The 18379-nt window shown below is 32.1% G+C and carries 15 protein-coding genes; 13 read left to right on the top strand and 2 right to left on the bottom strand.

What is annotated here, in order from left to right; genetic code table 11:
- The coding region (locus LQ622_RS09860) for a YSIRK-type signal peptide-containing protein (protein WP_239775065.1) at positions 1–1416 on the bottom strand (1416 nt) is incomplete at its 3' end.
- 308 nt (positions 1417–1724) lie between these two features.
- Here LQ622_RS09860 and LQ622_RS09855 point away from each other — a divergent pair.
- On the top strand, positions 1725–2765 hold the full coding sequence (locus LQ622_RS09855; protein ID WP_239775063.1) for an NAD(P)-dependent alcohol dehydrogenase: 1041 nt from the start codon (positions 1725–1727) through the stop codon (positions 2763–2765).
- Positions 2766–3288: 523 nt separating this feature from the next.
- Here the strand turns inward: LQ622_RS09855 and LQ622_RS09850 are convergent.
- On the bottom strand, positions 3289–4269 hold the full coding sequence (locus LQ622_RS09850) for a tRNA dihydrouridine synthase (RefSeq protein WP_196307560.1): 981 nt from the start codon (positions 4267–4269) through the stop codon (positions 3289–3291).
- Positions 4270–4489: 220 nt separating this feature from the next.
- Between LQ622_RS09850 and LQ622_RS09845 the strand changes: the two genes are divergently transcribed.
- The 12 genes from LQ622_RS09845 to LQ622_RS09790 all read left to right on the top strand — a co-directional run bounded on the left by LQ622_RS09845 (position 4490) and on the right by LQ622_RS09790 (position 18246).
- The gene (locus LQ622_RS09845) at positions 4490–5887 is read left to right on the top strand and encodes an MDR family MFS transporter (RefSeq protein ID WP_239775061.1); all 1398 of its coding nucleotides are present in this window, start codon (positions 4490–4492) and stop codon (positions 5885–5887) included.
- Positions 5888–6073: 186 nt separating this feature from the next.
- Complete coding sequence (locus LQ622_RS09840) at positions 6074–6250, top strand: hypothetical protein (RefSeq protein WP_191092304.1); 177 nt, start codon at positions 6074–6076, stop codon at positions 6248–6250.
- A 2-nt stretch (positions 6251–6252) separates the two neighbouring features.
- Positions 6253–6870, top strand: coding sequence for a DUF6036 family nucleotidyltransferase (locus tag LQ622_RS09835; protein WP_037589660.1), 618 nt, complete (start codon positions 6253–6255; stop codon positions 6868–6870).
- A gap of 78 nt (positions 6871–6948) precedes the next feature.
- Positions 6949–7818: an alpha/beta hydrolase gene (locus LQ622_RS09830; protein WP_239775059.1), complete on the top strand. Its 870-nt coding sequence runs from the start codon at positions 6949–6951 to the stop codon at positions 7816–7818.
- An 83-nt stretch (positions 7819–7901) separates the two neighbouring features.
- Entirely contained in the window at positions 7902–8315 is a 414-nt protein-coding gene (locus tag LQ622_RS09825) for a MerR family transcriptional regulator (protein ID WP_239775057.1), read from the top strand.
- Positions 8308–8871, top strand: coding sequence for an NAD(P)H-dependent oxidoreductase (locus LQ622_RS09820; protein WP_239775055.1), 564 nt, complete (start codon positions 8308–8310; stop codon positions 8869–8871). The genes LQ622_RS09825 and LQ622_RS09820 overlap by 8 nt, the downstream gene beginning before the upstream one ends.
- Before the next feature lie 138 nt (positions 8872–9009).
- A complete protein-coding gene (locus tag LQ622_RS09815) occupies positions 9010–9540 on the top strand; it encodes a GrpB family protein (RefSeq protein WP_239775053.1) in 531 nt (176 codons plus the stop codon).
- Between the two features lie 157 nt (positions 9541–9697).
- Positions 9698–10396 (top strand): hypothetical protein, encoded by a 699-nt coding sequence (locus LQ622_RS09810; RefSeq protein ID WP_239775051.1) that lies wholly within the window; start codon positions 9698–9700, stop codon positions 10394–10396.
- 857 nt (positions 10397–11253) lie between these two features.
- Positions 11254–12336 carry a hypothetical protein gene (locus LQ622_RS09805; RefSeq protein ID WP_239775049.1) on the top strand — a complete coding sequence of 361 codons (1083 nt, stop codon included), beginning with the start codon at positions 11254–11256 and terminating at the stop codon, positions 12334–12336.
- A gap of 25 nt (positions 12337–12361) precedes the next feature.
- Complete coding sequence (locus LQ622_RS09800; protein WP_239775047.1) at positions 12362–13876, top strand: class I SAM-dependent DNA methyltransferase; 1515 nt, start codon at positions 12362–12364, stop codon at positions 13874–13876.
- Positions 13866–15140 (top strand): restriction endonuclease subunit S, encoded by a 1275-nt coding sequence (locus tag LQ622_RS09795; protein ID WP_239775045.1) that lies wholly within the window; start codon positions 13866–13868, stop codon positions 15138–15140. Before LQ622_RS09800 ends, LQ622_RS09795 begins: the two co-directional genes overlap by 11 nt.
- Positions 15124–18246: a type I restriction endonuclease subunit R gene (locus tag LQ622_RS09790; protein WP_239775043.1), complete on the top strand. Its 3123-nt coding sequence runs from the start codon at positions 15124–15126 to the stop codon at positions 18244–18246. The genes LQ622_RS09795 and LQ622_RS09790 overlap by 17 nt, the downstream gene beginning before the upstream one ends.
- Positions 18247–18379 lie beyond the last annotated feature (133 nt).

The following is an 18379-nucleotide window of genomic DNA, read 5'->3' as shown; positions in this document are numbered from 1 at the left end:
CGGCGTGTCCGGGGTCTGCGGGGTGTCCGGGTTGTCTGGGTTGTCCGGGTGGTCTGGGTTTTCAGGGTTGTCTGGTTTCTCTGGGTTATCTGGGTTATCTGGGTTGTCCGGGTTGTCCGGATTGTCCGGGTTATCCGGATTATCTGGGTTGTCCGGGTTGTCCGGGTTGTCTGGGTTGTCTGGGTTATCAGGATTATCCGGGTTATCAGGATTATCTGGGTTGTCTGGAATTTCACATACTTCATTGATATATTCTACTTGTTTAGGTGTTAAACTTGATTTGATATAATCTAATTCTGCTTTATTAATCTCTTCTTCAGACATACCTTGTGCACGCATAGCTTCTTTTTTAAGTTCTAATTGTCTGCGTAAGTCTTCTTCGTTCCACTCTCCACTAACATTGACACTTGTAGTAAGCGGTCCGCCACTAAAGTCTTGTGGTGTATCAAATTGTTTATTAAATACAATACCGTAAGCACTATTTGCTACTACGTTACCTAAGTTAATGATTGCGATATTACCATCAAATGTGATGTTTTCAGGTGTAATGATATTCGTATATGAACTCTTACCATCCTTTGAAACAGCAGGATAATATCTATTCACTAACCAATCAGACGCATCAGAAGTTGTGACATTATCATAAGGCAACGTCACACGCATAACAGCATTATCAATTGCATAGTCAGTCGCAAAGACAATTCTCCAATTTTGTGCTGTTGTCGCTTCATTTGGACCACTTTGCCAATGGTGAACTTCTAAATTTCCCGGGCCATAATTATGAGCGTCAGTTGCATTTGGATGGTTATTTGGATTTTTCACTTTTTCTTGAAAACCATTGTTAGAATAGTCATCTAAATTTGTATCCATAACACTTTTAGCATTAAGATTAACTTTATTTGTATATTCAGTTGTCACTTCATCAGCTGTACAATGCTCGCTTGTTTTCACGCCGTTTTTAACAGTTTGTGTTTGTTCAGGCACATAACCATTTTGCGCATTGAAATACGTCAAAGTACCATCTTTATCTGTATCCTTTTTAGCATCAGCATCATTGTTTACTGCAATAGAATTTGTGTCTTGATCAGGATATTGCTTTGCAGCATAAGAAGTAGCTTCATCGTTATTATCTACAGGCGTCTCACTTGCTTCATTTGTTGTAACGTCTGTGTTCTCGTTCGATTCATTAGTCGTTTCTGGTTGTGTAGCATCGCTTGGTTGTTCCACAGCAGTATTTTCTGAATCTGTATTTGTAGTTTCACTATTGATGTTTGTATTGTCTGTTTCTACTGCGCTATTTTCACTCGCTTGTGCTTCATGTTGAATACCCATGACTAATAAAGTTCCCAATAAAATAGATCCCGTCCCGATTTTGAACTTCCTTAATGAAAATCTTTGATAAGTGTTCCTTTGCATTAAAATTCAACTCCATCCCGTATTATGTTACATATTACATCTATCTAATATATTTATACCTCACGGATATTAATAAAACAATAGGTTTTTTCATAAATATGTAACTGTTTACAAAATATTGAAAAATAAAGTTTATATATATAACAAACATTTTTGTTTTAAAGTAATTTTTAATATTTATAACAATGCATAATATGCAATAAAGTGCGTAAGTCATATGAATTGACGATGATTCCACACGAGTCTAATATAAGCAAAGAAGAATACAAATATAGTATTCTATCCAGTAAGTAACGGAGGAATTTATGATGCTAAATGCTAAAGCGAGAGCAGTAAGTAGTCCGGATTCTAATTTTTTTGCGACAGAAATTACGAGAAGAGATTTAGATAAACATGATATTTTGATAGAAATTAAATATGCAGGAATATGCCATTCAGATATTCACACTGCACATGGAGAATGGGGACCAGTGAACTATCCTTTAGTACCAGGTCACGAGATTGCAGGTATTGTTAAAGAAGTTGGTTCTGATGTAAGTAAATATCAAGTAGATGACCGTGTTGGTGTTGGTTGTATGGTTGATTCATGTGGCGAATGTGAACATTGTCAAAATGGAGAAGAACAATACTGCGTAAAAGGAATGATTGGTACTTATGCAAGTACTGACAGATATGGCGAACCTACTCAAGGTGGTTATTCAACACATATCGTCGTACATGAAGATTTCGTACTACGTATTCCAGATAATATTCCTTTAGATGAAGCGGCGCCATTACTTTGTGCAGGTATTACAACGTATTCACCTTTAAATCATTGGAAAGCATACGAAGGTAAAAATGTAGCTGTTATCGGTATGGGTGGACTTGGTCATATGGCCGTTCAAATTGCACATGCAATGGGCGCTGACGTAACAGTATTATCACGTACATTAAATAAAAAAGAAGACGGCTTGAAATTAGGCGCTTCTCATTATTATGCAACAAGTGATGAGTCAACATTTGAAGAACTTGCGAACTCATTTGATTTAATCATTAATACCGTAAGTGCTAATTTACCAATAGACGATTATCTTAGATTATTAAGATTAGACGGTACACTTGTAAACGTAGGAGCACCAGCAGAACCCGTATCATTACGCGTTGCTAATTTAATCGGTCACCGTAGATCATTTGCAGGTTCAGCAATTGGTGGTATAAGAGAAACACAAGAAATGTTAGACTTCTGTTCAGAACATAACATTCGACCACAAATCGAACTAATTTCAGCAGATCAAATAGACGAAGCATATGAAAGAGTCTTATCATCAAACGTTAAATATCGTTTCGTTATAGATACAAGCACAATGTAATAACGTAGAAAGTGTCCATATGATGGGCACTTTTTTTGATTTAAGGAGGGGGTTAGTAACAAATTAGGCGAGTTTTGTAATTAAGGCACCCGTTAGTAACACTTCGGTCGAGATTTGTAACTAAGGCGCCCGTTAGTAACAGTTTGGGCGAGTTTTGTAACTAAGGCGCCCGTTAGTAACACTTTCGGCGAGTTTTGTAACTAAGGAGGCCGTTAGTAACAGTTTGGGCGAGTTTTGTAACTAAGGGGCTCGTTAGTAACAGTTTGGGCGAGTTTTGTAATTAAGGAGGCTGTTAGTAACAGTTCGGTCGAGTTTTGTAACTAAGGATGCTGTTAGTAACAGTTCTACCGACTTTTGTAACTAAGGCGCCTGTTAGTAACAGTTCGGGCTAGTTTTGTAACTAAGGCACCCGTTAGTAACACTTTGGCAGAGTTTTGTAACTAACTCACCCAACAATCCCACACTACCAACACAAAAAATCCCCTGCTAACTCCAACGTTAACAGGGGATTCCTTTATTCTCTTTAAGATTCTACGACGTCTTCCATTTGGGCTTCGAATTCATCTAGTAATGCGCGTACTTCGTCTGTTGTTTCTGTACTCATTAATTGATGTCTTAATTCGCTAGCGCCTCTCATGCTACGTACGTATATTTTGAAGAATCTACGTAAGCTTTTGAATTGTCGTGTTTCACTAGTTGCGTATTTATCGAATAATGTGAGATGTAATCTAAGTAGGTCCAATAGTTCTTTACTTGTATGCTCACGAGGCTCTTTCTCAAATGCGAATGGATTATTAAAGATACCTCTACCGATCATAACACCATCGATGCCGTATTTTTCAGCAAGCTCAAGACCTGTCTGTCTATCTGGAATATCACCGTTTATCGTTAACAATGTATTTGGTGCGATTTCATCACGCAAATTCTTAATAGCTTCAATTAATTCCCAGTGTGCATCTACTTTACTCATTTCTTTACGCGTACGAAGATGAATAGATAAGTTTGCGATGTCTTGTTCGAAGACGTGCTTTAACCAATCTCTCCATTCTTCTATGTCATAATATCCAAGGCGTGTCTTAACACTTACCGGTAGACCACCAGCTTTAGCTGCTTGAATAATTTCAGCGGCACGTTCAGGTCTTAATATTAAGCCAGAACCTTTACCTTTACCTGCAACGTTTGCTACAGGACATCCCATATTCAAATCAATCCCTTTAAAGCCCATTTCTGCCATTCCGATACTCATTTCTCGGAAATGGTCTGGCTTGTCGCCCCATATATGTGCGACGATAGGTTGTTCATCTTCACTGAATGTTAAGCGTCCGCGAACACTGTGTATTCCTTCAGGGTGACAAAAACTTTCCGTATTTGTAAACTCAGTGAAAAAGACATCTGGTCTAGCTGCTTCACTGACTACGTGACGAAAGACGATATCCGTAACGTCTTCCATAGGTGCCAAAATAAAAAATGGACGTGGCAATTCACTCCAAAAATTTTCTTTCATAATATATTTTAACCTTCTTATTTATTAATTTATTAAATATTTATCCATGATGATATTACCATAAAAGTGCAACTTATACAAAAGGATATTTACTCATTTTAATTCAGATTACTTGTCATAACATTTAAACATTTTAATACGTAAAGCATGCATTTTGACTTTCTCGTGTGGCTTTGTATAACATGATGATATTAGAGAAAGATTTCGAGGAGATGTCGTCGTGGAAGAGTTGAAACACCGGGATAAGACTTTGCTTATTACGATTTTGATGGTAGGGTCATTTGTGGCCATTTTGAACCAGACACTCATGACTACAGCCTTACCAAGTATTATGAAAGAAATGCATTTAACGAGTAGTACAGTACAATGGCTAACGTCTATATTTATGTTAGTGAATGGTATTATGATTCCGATTACGGCATATTTAACACAGCGATTTACAACTAGAACGTTATACTTTGCAGCTTTAACATTCTTTATAGTAGGTTCTATAATTTGTGTTATAACGGATCAATTCACAGTCATACTCGCAGGCCGTGCAGTTCAAGCAATGGGTGCAGGTATTATGATGCCTTTAATGCAAACAGTATTATTCCTTGTATACCCAGCAGATAAAAGAGGACAAGCAATGGGGATGTTTGGATTAGTCGTCGGTTTCGCACCAGCAATCGGTCCAACATTATCAGGTTGGGTCGTATCTCAATACAGTTGGAAAGTAATATTCTACATTCTATTAGTTGTAGCTATTGTAGATTTATTATTTGCGATGAAGTTCGTTAAGAATGTAACAGATGTTACGAAACCTAAACTTAATAAACTATCTGTCACATTGTCTACATTAGGCTTTGCGGCATTGCTATTTGGCTTTAGTGAAGCGGGTAATTTAGGCTGGCATCATCCATTAGTGTATTCAATGATCATTGCAGGTATTGTCATCTTAACAATGTTTATCGTGAAACAATTAAGTATGACTGAGCCGTTTCTTAACGTACGTGTCTTCACCTATAAATCCTTTACGATCAATATGATTATCGTTTGTATCGTCTTTGTTTCATTTATAGGTAGTCAAACAGTATTGTCATTCTACTTACAAAATCTACACGGATATTCACCATTGATGTCAGGATTAGCACTTATGCCAGGTGGAATTATAACAGGTCTACTTTCACCATTCACAGGTAAAATATTCGATAAATACGGTGGTAAGTTATTATCCATCATAGGCGTTTCAATCGTTGTAATTACATCATTTGCTTTCACACAACTTGATGCACACACATCATTCGCTTATGTCACAATATTCTTTGCTATCTCACTCGCAGCAAATGCGATGGTATTCAATCCATTAACAACAGCTGCGTTAAACAATTTATCACGTGAATTAGTACCACATGGAACATCGATGAATAATACAATGCGACAAGTCGGCGCAGCAATGGGTTCAGCAATATTAGTAACAGTTATGAACACAGCCATCTTAAATCCACATGAATATGGAATAGAAGGATTAGTCCACGGCGTACGCATCGCATATGTTGTTATCTGTATCGTAGCAATACTCGGATTAATATTAGCAATTATCAACCCAACATCTAAAAAAGGCTATAAAGAAGCATAGCGAAATGAAGCATGGGAGCGGGACATACATAATGTCCCAGTCTTATGCTTATTTTTATAGGTCGAGCAGTGTGATATCAGACAACCCTCAGACTGACCCTATAGACCAGAAGTATATTATTGTAAAATTATCCTCGTTACTGTAAAATATAATTAATAAAATAGGGATAGAGGATGGTGAAAATCTATGAGTACTATATATTTGAAGGATTTACAGAAAGATAATAAAAAAAATAAAAGTAGGAATATTGATTTTATTAGAAAAAACTATGATCCAGATTTCTATTTAGGGAAAAGAGATTTTGATAAACCTCGTAAAAACCCTGAAAAACAAAAAGCAGTATTGAGATATGGAAGAAAGTAATTATGAGTTATACGTTAGAACAAGCACAGAAAGATTTGAAAAATATTTCTAAATCTGAGATTTTATATTATAGAATGATTAAGGTTGCAAGTATAATAACTAGATTAATAGATTCAAAAACAACAAATATATATAATAAGCCAATAGTTGTTGGAGGATTAAGTGTCGAGATATACACAGACAGTGATTATACAACTAGAGATATTGATTTTGTTACAAGTGCAAGTAAAGAATTGAATTGTATTTTGGAAGAATTGGGATTTATTAAAGACTCAAGAATGTATTTATATAAACCTTTAGAGATATATGTTGATGTGGTGAGTTCATCATTAGAACCATTAGAAGGTTATAAGCAGATTAATACATTACAAATTGATGAGGACAATTATATATATGTTATATCACCTGAAGATATCATTATTGATAGGACTTTAGATTATGCTTATGCTGATAATGAAAAATATATAAATTATATTTTGATAAATAGGTATGATGAAATTGATAAAGAATATATACGGAAAATTCTTAAAAGAGAAGATCCGGAAACATTAGAAATATTTGATGAATGGAATAAAAGAGCAAGAGATTATTTAAATAAAGATAAAGAGAGCCATAATTAAATTTATGGTTCTTTTTATTGGTTAGAAAAACTGATTACTTTATACTTAAATCAAAATGACAGAATAGAGGTTATCGTAGTGAAGAAGTTATGGATTTTAGGGTTAGGTATCATTGTTGTAATGATTGTTGGAATTATGATTATGACGAAACCATCTAACGAACACCATTCAACAACAGTTAAATCAACAGACTCAACTTATATAAATAGCCAAATACCGACATTATTTCTACACGGTTATGCAGGAAGTGCGAACTCTGAGAAATATATGGTTCAACAAGCAAAGAAAAAAGGTGTCACAAAAGAAATCATCACAGCATATGTATCTGGAGATGGAGAAGTTGAATTAAAAGGCAAACTTAAAAAAGATGCGACTAATCCTATTGTACAAATAGAACTAGAAAATAATAAACAAGGCGATCTAGATCTTAATGCAGAATGGTTTAAAAACGTACTAGCGAAATTACAAAGTGAATATGGTATTAAGAAATTTAACTTTGTCGGACATTCAATGGGGAATTTATCATTTGCTAAATATATGTTGAAATATGGTGATGATGAAACATTACCTCAGTTGAATAAAGAAGTGAACATTGCTGGTACATTTAATGGTGTATTAAATATGAATGAACAAGTAAATGAAATTAGTGTGGATAGAAGCGGTAAACCAAGTCGCATGAATCCACCATATCCAGAACTTCAACAATTGAAAGACATCTATAAAGGACAAGAAATAGAAGTATTAAACATATATGGTGACTTACAAGACGGCACCAACTCAGACGGCCGCGTATCCAACAGCTCATCGAAGTCTTTAAAATATTTACTAGGAAATAGTCCGAAAAGCTATAAAGAATCCAAATACGAAGGCAAAACAGCCCAACACAGCGAACTACACGAAAACAAACAAGTCGCGAATGAGATAGTGGAGTTTCTGTGGGGGAGGTAGGGAGATTGAATAAGTAAATCGAAAAAGTATTTGACCTTAAAGTGTGGTTTAATGATAGGTTTTAAATGAAGGGGGTATATTGTATGAGAATTGACGATGTTTCCAAAAGTTTAAACATTACTAAATCACAAATTAGGTATTATGAAAAAGTAGGTTTACTAAAGATTCCGAGAGATGCGAACCAATATCGTTACTTTGATGAACAAACGGTGATTGATCTCAAAATGATTATGAACTTAAAAGCATTAAATATTGATTTAGAGGATATCAAATATATCATTCAACTATTTCACGAACCAGCTACAGAAGCATGTAACGAGACTTCTATGGACTATATCAATAAAGTTATTCAAGAAAAAGAAGAAGATTTAAATAACCAAATATTTATCCTTAATAAACTAAAGAACATTCATGACTTATCTAAAAATAATCAGTATGCCTTAAATAAAGAATTGATTTTAAATGAGCTCAATCAAAGGAGAGGATCTGATGATTAGTGTCATTTATGGCGGTAATCAATCTGGGGTATGTTTTAAAGTGTATGAATCTATTATAAAGAATATTAATCAAAGTAATCGTTACGTGTTTAATTTACAACAAATGAACTTACCTCTTATATTAGAGAATGGCTATCATTCAACAGTCACAGATGAACATCAAGAGATACTTAATAAACTAGAACAGTCTGATACATTGATATTTATATATCCACTTTATTGGTTTAATGTCACACCAATCATGAAAAGTTTTATAGATTTAGCATTTTGGCCAGAATATGCATTCAGCTTTAAGAAGAAGCGGTATTTCAGAAAAGGATTCTGGAAAGGTAAAAAAGCAATTATTGTTTACACACAAGGCGGACCAGAAGTATTTCATAGAATGAAAAAAAGAATGGGGTACCATGTACTCAAATATCCATTAAACCTATCAGGTATTTATACAATATCTACTTATCATATTGATAATTTAAATAGAAGTAGAAATAAGAATAAAACTATGGATAAAGTGATAGATGAAATTGCGAAGAAAGTAATGAAAAAGCTAGAAGAATAGTTAAAAAATAAACTGTGTAAGTTGTGAAGTTGAGTACTAGTTGCACAGTTTTTTTAATTTGAATGTACTTTAATTTAATAAAAAAGAGCAAAAACTTCTATGCTATGATAATACAAAATACTCTTAGGAGGCATGACTATGAATTTAGGATTAAAGAATGATGAAATTAGGTTAGAAAAATATACAGATAAATGGCAAGATGAATTTATTAAAGTCAAAAATGAATTATTAAAACAGACTCAGCTTGAAGAATGTCGCATTGAACATATCGGAAGTACATCAATTCAGGGGATGTCAGCTAAACCGATAATAGATATTGTCGTAGGTGTTGATAATCTTAAGACAGTAGACGAAGAACTATTTAATAGTTTTAGTAAGGCTGGTTTTTTAAGACTAAGAGTTGAAAAGCCAAATGAGATCGTACTTGCGAAGTTTACAGATGAAACATACCAAGTAAAAACCCACTTTATTCATTTAGTTGAGTATCAACAAGAAATATGGAATAATCTTATCTTTTTTAGAGACTACTTGAATTCAAATGAAGAAGCAAGAAAAGAATACTTGGATATAAAAACGTCTTACTTAAAAAATACTTCTTCAGGTATCAAAGAATATACGGATTTTAAAGAGGATTTTGTTAAGAATATTTATAATAAGAAATCTAAGTAAGTATATAGAAAATTGATAATGGTTTATTAATTAATGTTGATGTAATAACAATTTAATATAGTCGCATTTTTAATACAGTCGATCTTATAGATTAAGAAAAACTTTAATCATACTGTTAGAAGTAAAGTTAAATAAAATATATTTTTAGGGTGATAAAATGGATTTTCAGTTTGATAGTTCAATAATTTCAGCAATAAGTGCTATATTTTCTGCAGTAGCTGCTATATTTTCTCTATTAATTGCGAGGAGTAATTTGTCTCACATTAAAAATAAAGAAGCACCAAATATAGCTATTACAAGTAATTTCAAATACTTTAATACATTCATTGACCAACCAGACATGTATTACAAAGAGTTTATTAAAAAGCATCAATTTAATATACAAAACTTATCACTATTGCAGATTGACTTACTTTCAATAGAGATTACAGACGTAATTGACAGAGGAAAAAAAGAGCTGTATAAAAATTCTAGTGATAATCCAGAATTTTCATTTTTAGGTGGTGCCTCAGATTTAAACCCAATTATTAAAAACATGCAATCTTATCAACCTTCTTTACACCAAAAATTTAACTCTATAGAAGCAAAATCAGCAGAACGATATGATATACCATTGTTTATACTACAAGATTTTGTTCAAGCTACATATAAAATGAAAATTGATGAAAGAATTAAAATAAAAAGAAGAGCTAATTTAAATATAAGGTTTTATGATATTAGTAGAAATAAAATAGTGAAAAAGAAATCTAAGTTAATATATTATCTAGAGTATCAAGGAACTATCGGCAGAATAAGCTTTAATTTAGAACCAAAAATTATTAAACTCAGTAAATCTTTCTTCTTTAGAGGTTACTAAATTTTCAATTCAATTTGTATTAAATCTTTACAATAGGTAAATATCAGGTTCACTAGGAATTGATAATATATATCGCATACATGAATTAAAAGACCTACAAAGTAGCTTGTGATATGTTGTAGGTCTTTTATAATAAATATTATTGATTGAAATTATAGTATTATCAATAAAACATATTTAAGATTTTATAAATATTAAGCATTTTTACATAGTCTAATACTCTTTGCATTACCATATAATATTTGAGGCAGTTATTAAATTATTAACATCATATTCAATATAGAGTATGCTCACATTTTCTTCATGGTCTAGATTAAAATAAGTTGTTTTGTATACTACCTATGTTGCCAAATAACGATTAAATTAAAAATTATAATTATTTTCTTATCCTGATATATAGGCTTTTTATCGTTAGAAGATTTAAGTAATCTCAATTCTAAATTTACTTCATCATTTACTATAATTAAATGCTTATTTAAAGCAAAAGTCTATCAAATCCATAAAGATTATAATCATTACCAGTAATATTGTTGTTTGTATTTTCTATGAGAAAATTTTGGTATTGGATATTCTTATAAAATTTCAACTTTATAAATAATTTGCAGAATGTATAATTCAGCATAACTATCATATTTATAGTTTATATGATTATAGTTCCTTAATCTAAAAACTTACTTTTCAATAACTAATTTTTTTATAAAATTCGTTATCCCTGATAGCGTAATACTCATATTCTTATCAATATTTTTGAAAAAATTCATAATTTTATTAATATTCCCGATATTATATATGCAAAGTAACAATTTTCAATATTTTTCTGATATATTAAAAGAAAACTCTTTTTTCAGGAGGATATTATGGAACTTAATGAAATTAATAATAATGAATTTGAACTTGATACTGATAATAATGATGTGGTGTTAAATTCATTAAATATAGCTTTAAAATCATATTTTAGTAGTTATAAAAGTATAAGGGAAAAATTTGATAAAAGAACTTATGAAGATAGTCATACACGAGATTACTATGAAAATTTTTCAGAAACTATTCTACATTTTCATCACTTTTTTGAATTAACTTTAAAGAATCTATTAAGGAATGAAAATAAATTATTACCATTAGTTTTGTCTGATAATACAGAGTTGGTAGTGAAACTTATACAAAATACACCAATTTCAGATGAAGAATATAAAACACTCAAGAGCTTAAGTTTTAGTCAATTACTGGATAGGGTTTGTAAATTAATTAAATTAAAGCCAGAAGTGAATTTCAAATTCATAAAAGAATTTGAAAATGAATTAAAAGAATTAAATCGTTTAAGGAATAAAATATGGCATCAAGGAAAAGTAATGCTTAAATATAATGCATTTGACTTTTTTATAGGTAAGCATATATTACCTATTGTTTTAATGTGCTTAGATGTTTCAGAATATAGAGAAAAATATAGAAGTCGTCAAATTTGGAAATTTAATAAGAACAGTTTAAAAATCAATCCTTTGCAAGCTCTTTTAGAAGAATTTCAAAATGAATCTCCGGCGATTGATAAAATAGCTGTTCTAAAAGAACTTGGTAGGGCATCTTATTATAGTCATTATGATAAGGGGTTTGGTTCTTATATTGATAATAAAAATAAAAGTGCAAATGAACTGGCACAAGCAGAGTTAGAAAGTATTTTTACAAATACTAATGGAATATTAAAATGTCCATGTTGTGGGGCATTATCGTTAGTTACATATAAAAAAGATATAATTACTGATTTTAATGAACAAGAATATGAGGATGAAAATGGAAATATTCGAATCTTTCGTCAAGAAGAAGGGTATCAATGTATATATATGGTAAAATGTGCAAATTGTAGTTTCCAGTTAAATAAAAATGGTATTAAAAACTTGAAAGAATATGGTTTGAATATTGAAGATTACTGGTTAAAATTAGATTAATATTAATGAGATGGAGTGTATGATCATGGCAACTATAGGATTCGAAGAAAAGTTATGGCAAGCAGCAGATAAATTACGTGGCAGTATGGATGCAGCAGAATATAAAAATGTAGCATTAGGTATTATATTTTTAAAATATGTTTCTGATTCTTTTGAGGAAAAATATGAAGAATTATTGAATGATGAATATGCTGATGAAGAAGATAAAGATGAATACTTAGCAGAAAACATTTTCTGGGTACCTAAAGAATCAAGGTGGCAATACATAAATGATAATTCTAAGAAGCCAGAAATTGGTCAAATTATCGATAAAGCTATGATAGCAATTGAAAGAGAAAATGAGTCTTTAAAAGGTGTATTACCTAAAGATTATGCAAGACCAGCTTTAGATAAGGAAAAATTGGGAGATATTATTGATTTATTTACTTTCAAAGTCGGAGACTCTGAAAGTAAGAAGCAAGATGTCTTGGGACGTGTTTATGAATACTTTATTGCAAAATTTGCGAGCGCTGAGGGTAAAAATGCTGGGGAATTCTACACACCAGCTTCAATAGTTAAATTACTTGTTGAAATGATTGAACCTTATCAAGGTAGAATTTATGACCCTTGTTGTGGGTCGGGCGGAATGTTTGTACAAAGTGAACATTTTATAGAACGTCATCAAGGCCGTATAGATGATATTGCTGTTTATGGTCAAGAATCTAATCCAACTACTTGGAAATTAGCAAAAATGAATTTGGCTATTCGAGGTATAGATAATGATTTAGGTGATCATCATGCAGATACATTTCACAATGATTTACATAAAGATTTGAAAGCTGATTTTATATTGGCTAATCCACCATTCAATGCAAGTGATTGGGGACAAGAAAAATTATTAGATGACTATCGCTGGAAATTTGGTATTCCACCTAAAGGTAATGCCAACTATGCATGGATTGAACATATGATTTCTAAGCTTGCACCAAGTGGTACTGCAGGATTTGTATTAGCGAATGGTTCAATGTCTACAAGTAGTAAAGATGAATTAGAAATACGTAAAAACTTAATTGAACAAGACTTAGTAGAATGTATAGTTACATTACCAGGGCAACTATTCTATTCAACTCAAATTCCAGTATGTTTGTGGTTCGTGACAAAAAATAAAGCTAAAAACGGCAAGAATGAACGACGTGGAGAAGTACTATTTATAGATGCAAGAAATATCGGAAGCATGGTATCAAGAACATTAAAAGAATTTTCAGATGATGAAATAAAAGATATAGCAAATGTCTATCATTCATGGCGTGGAACAAACGATAATCAATATGAAGATAAAGCAGGTTTCTGTAAAGTAACAAAGACAGAAGAAATAAAAGATAACGAATATATCTTAACACCAGGACGTTATGTAGGTTTAGCAGAAGTAGAAGAAGATTCAGAACCATTTGAACAGAAAATGGAAAGAATCACAGCAGATTTAAGTGAACAATTTGCAAAATCAAAAGAACTCGAGGATCAAATCCGCAAATCATTGGAGGGTTTAGGTTATGGAGTTTAAAAAATATAAGATACAAGAAATTGGGGAAGTAATAGGAGGTGGAACACCTTCAACAAAGAAAAGCGAATATTACGGAGGTAATATACCCTGGATAACACCTAAAGACTTATCTAATTTTAAAGAGGTATTTATATCAGAAGGAGAAAGAAATATAACTGAAGAAGGTTTGAAAAATTCGAGTGCAAGAACACTACCTTCCAATACAGTCCTAATGACTTCTCGAGCACCTATAGGATATTTAGCTATAGCTAAAAATGAAGTAACTACTAATCAAGGGTTTAAAAGTATAATTTGTAATGAATCACTGGTAAAACCGTTATTTCTTTATTACTCATTAAAAAATGACATGGATAAAATAAAGTCCTTAGGTACTGGGTCGACATTTAGTGAGATATCAGGAAAAGTTGTAAAAAATATTGAAATAAATATACCCAGCATAGAATATCAAACTATTATCGAATATATTCTAGGTAACTTTGATAAAAAAATTGAGTTAAATCAAAAAATCATAGCAAACCTTGAAGAACTTTCACAAACACTATTCAAACGGTGGTTTGTAGATTTTGAATTCCCAGATGAAAATGGAAATCCATACAAATCAAGCGGTGGAGAGATGGTTGATAGTGAAATAGGGAAGATACCAAAAGGATGGACAGTAAAACCTTTAAATGAATTTATTGATATTATTGATAATAGAGGGAAGACACCTCCCCTAGTTAATGAAACGAGAGCACATCCTATAATTGATGTAAAAGCACTTAGCGGAGATACTAGAGTTATTGATTATAAAAAATGCTTGAAGTTTGTTAGTAAGGAAACATATGATACTTGGTTTAGGAGTGGTCATCCTAAAAAAGGGGATACATTATTATCAACTGTAGGAAGCATTGGAGAAACAAAAATGTTTTATCATGATATTGGTACAATAGCTCAAAATGTCGTTTCATTAAGGAGTGAAAATTCATATTTCACTTATGATTTAATTAATAACGTTAAAAGTTCTTTTTTAACTTTTAATATAGGTTCCGTTCAACCTAGTATTAAAATTACTCATATAAATAAGATTAAAGTAGTTTACCCTTCCAAAATAGTCATTGAAAATTATGAAAAAATGGTTAAAAAATTTATTTCTAATTTATATGTAAGAGATTTAGAAAATCAAAATTTAATCCAACTCCGTGATACATTACTACCAAAATTAATGTCAGGTGAAATTGAGATACCTGATGACATCGAGGTGAATGAAGATGAGCTTTCAATTTAGTGAAGATGATTTAGAACAGGTTGCATTGAAATGGTTTGAGGGTCTTGGTTATTCTGTTAAGAATGGTCGAGATAGTAGTGACAATGGGATTATGAATGAACGGGAGAGCGACAAAGATGTTTTGCTTGATGATCGTTTGGAAGCGGCTTTGAGACGTATTAATCCTGAACTAAATAATAGTGCAATTGAACAGGCAATTCGTGAAATTTCCATTGAGAAGTCTCCTAGTTTATTAGAGAATAACCGTTCTTTCCATGAAATGATTACAAATGGTATTGAGGTTGAACATTATAATGATGATGGTGAAACGATTAATGATTTGGTGTATGTATTCGACTTTGATAACCCGGGAAATAATGATTTTTTAGCGGTTAATCAGTTAACTGTTGTAAATGGAGATTATAAAAAGCGACCTGATATTGTGTTATTCATAAATGGATTACCGGTAGTGGTAATTGAACTGAAAAATTCTACAAATGAATCTGTTGGTATTGAAGACGGATATCATCAGTTAGAAACTTATAAAATGAGAATTCCGCAATTATTTAATCATAATGCAATATTAGTAACGAGTGATGGTGTTAATACAAAAGCTGGTTCTTTAACTGCTGATTATGATCGTTTTATAACTTGGCGTACTAAAGATGGAAAAACTGAAGATTCATCAACATTTCGTAGTTTAGATATATTGATTCACGGTATGTTAAATAAGGAAGTACTATTAGATTTAATACGTCATTTTGTTTTGTTCCAAGATGATGGTAAAGGAAATATAGTTAAAATATTAGCTGCATATCATCAATATTATGCAGTGAATAAAGCTGTTGATCGTGCTATGGAAGCAACATCTGAACATGGTGATGGTAAAGGTGGTGTTATTTGGCACACACAAGGTTCTGGTAAGAGTTTGACAATGGTCTTCTTCTCAGGAAAGTTAATTCAAAAATTAAATAATCCAACATTAGTGGTCGTAACAGACCGTAATGACTTAGACAATCAATTGTATGGTACTTTTGTTAAGTCCAAAGGACGTTCAGGTAAAGGATTACTAAGACAAACACCTAAACAAGCAGAATCACGAAAAGAATTGAAAGAACTATTATCTGTAGAATCAGGTGGTATCGTATTTACAACTATGCAGAAATTCGAACCTGAAGAAGGTCAAGTGACAATGGATGCATTAACAGAACGTAAAAATGTAGTAGTTATGGCAGACGAAGCACACCGCACACAATATGGTTTTAAAGCAACTTACGATGAAAAAGGTGAAGGTATCAAATATGGGTATGCAAAATATTTAAGAGATGCTCTACCTAACGCTTCGTTCGTTGGTTTTACTGGAACACCTGTATCTTCTACAGATAAGAATACGCAAATGGTATTTGGTAATTATATTGATGTATATGATATGACACAATCTGTAGAAGACGGTAGTACGGTTAAAATATACTATGAAAGTCGTATTATTCCATTAAATTTACCAACCGATTTAGATATTGATGAAGCATATGATGTCATTACTTCTGGCCAAGAAGAAGATACTAAATCTCGATTGAAATCTAAATGGTCACGTATAGAAGCTCTATCTGGTGCAGAACAACGTGTACATGCTTTAGCGACTGATATTATTAATCACTTTGAAACAAGACAGAAGGCAATGAAGGGTAAGGGTATGATTGTCACAATGAGTCGTCGTATTGCAGTCGATTTATATGATGAAATTGTAAGACTTAAACCCGAATGGCATTCAGATGATGATGACAAAGGTGTTATCAAAGTAGTTATGACAGGTTCATCTAGTGATCCGCAAAATTTCCAAAAACATATAGGTCCGAAAAAGAGAAGAAATCTTCTAGAGAATCGTATGAAAGATGTTAATGATGAACTGCAACTCGTAATTGTGCGAGACATGTGGTTAACAGGATTTGATGTACCTTCAATGCATACAATGTACATAGATAAACCTATGAAAGGTCATAATTTAATGCAAGCTATTGCGCGTGTTAATAGAGTATTTAAAGATAAACCGGGCGGATTAATTGTTGATTATGTAGGTATTGCTGAAAGTCTGAAGGAAGCACTAAAAGAGTATACGGACTCTGATAGAGAACAAACAGGTATAGACACAGAAAAAGCGCTAGAACTAATGTTAATGAAATACGATATCATTCAAGATATGCTATATAACCATGACTATTCTGACTTTGAGTCAGAAGATCAATTAAATCGTTATAATGCTATCTCAAATACGATGGATTATATTATTGGATTAGGTGAGAAAGAAAGAGAACGATTTGTAACAACAGTGACAGAGCTTTCTAAGGCATTTGCATTATGTGCAACTGAGGAAGCGGCTCAAGAACTGAATAGTGAAATTGCGTTTTTAAAAGCAGTAAAATCCGGACTTGTTAAATTATTAGCTCCACCTAGTGAAGGAAGCAACCGTAAAAAGACACCTGCTGAAATAGAAGCAGAAATAAATCAATTGATTTCAAAATCAGTTGTAACTGAAGAAGTTGTAGATATTTATCAAACACTCGGAATTGAAAATCCAGATATCTCAATCTTGTCAGATGATTTCTTAAAAGATGTAGAAGGACTACAGCAAAAAAATGTTGCAGTTGAGTTGTTGAACAAATTACTTAAAGGACAAGTTAAGTCATTAATGAAAACAAACGCTACAGTGTCTAAGAGATTTTCTGAGATGTTAAGTAAATCAATACAAAAATACAATAATCGTTCTATTGAAGCTTCAAAAGTAATAGAAGAATTAATTCAAATGGCTAAAGAAATTAAGCAAGAACAAAAACGAGGTAATGACTTAGGTTTAAGTACTGAAGAAATTGCATTTTATGATGCATTAGCTTCACATGAAACAGCAAAAGAGGCAATGGGCGATAAAGAATTAAGGGCCATTGCACATGAACTAACGAAGCTTATAAAAGAAAATATGACAGTGGATTGGGTCGTACGAGAAAGCTCGAAAGCAAAAATGAGAGTACAAGTTCGTCGACTGCTTAAAAAATATGGATATCCACCAGATTTACAAAAAATTGCCGTTGAACAAGTAGTTGAACAGGCAGAGTTAATGGCGAGTAATTTATAATTTAGAAGACCTGCAATATAGCTTATGCTATGTTGTAGGTCTTTTGTTATAAATAGTATTTAATGACTTTTTAATATATTAATCAATAAATTTCATTCCTTTTATGATTTTATGTCAGAATATTGTTAAAATA

The organism is Mammaliicoccus sp. N-M50, assembly GCF_022386995.1.
In the GTDB taxonomy this organism is placed as follows: Bacteria; Bacillota; Bacilli; order Staphylococcales; family Staphylococcaceae; genus Mammaliicoccus; species Mammaliicoccus sciuri_A.
This window is presented reverse-complemented; position numbering and strand designations above follow the sequence as displayed.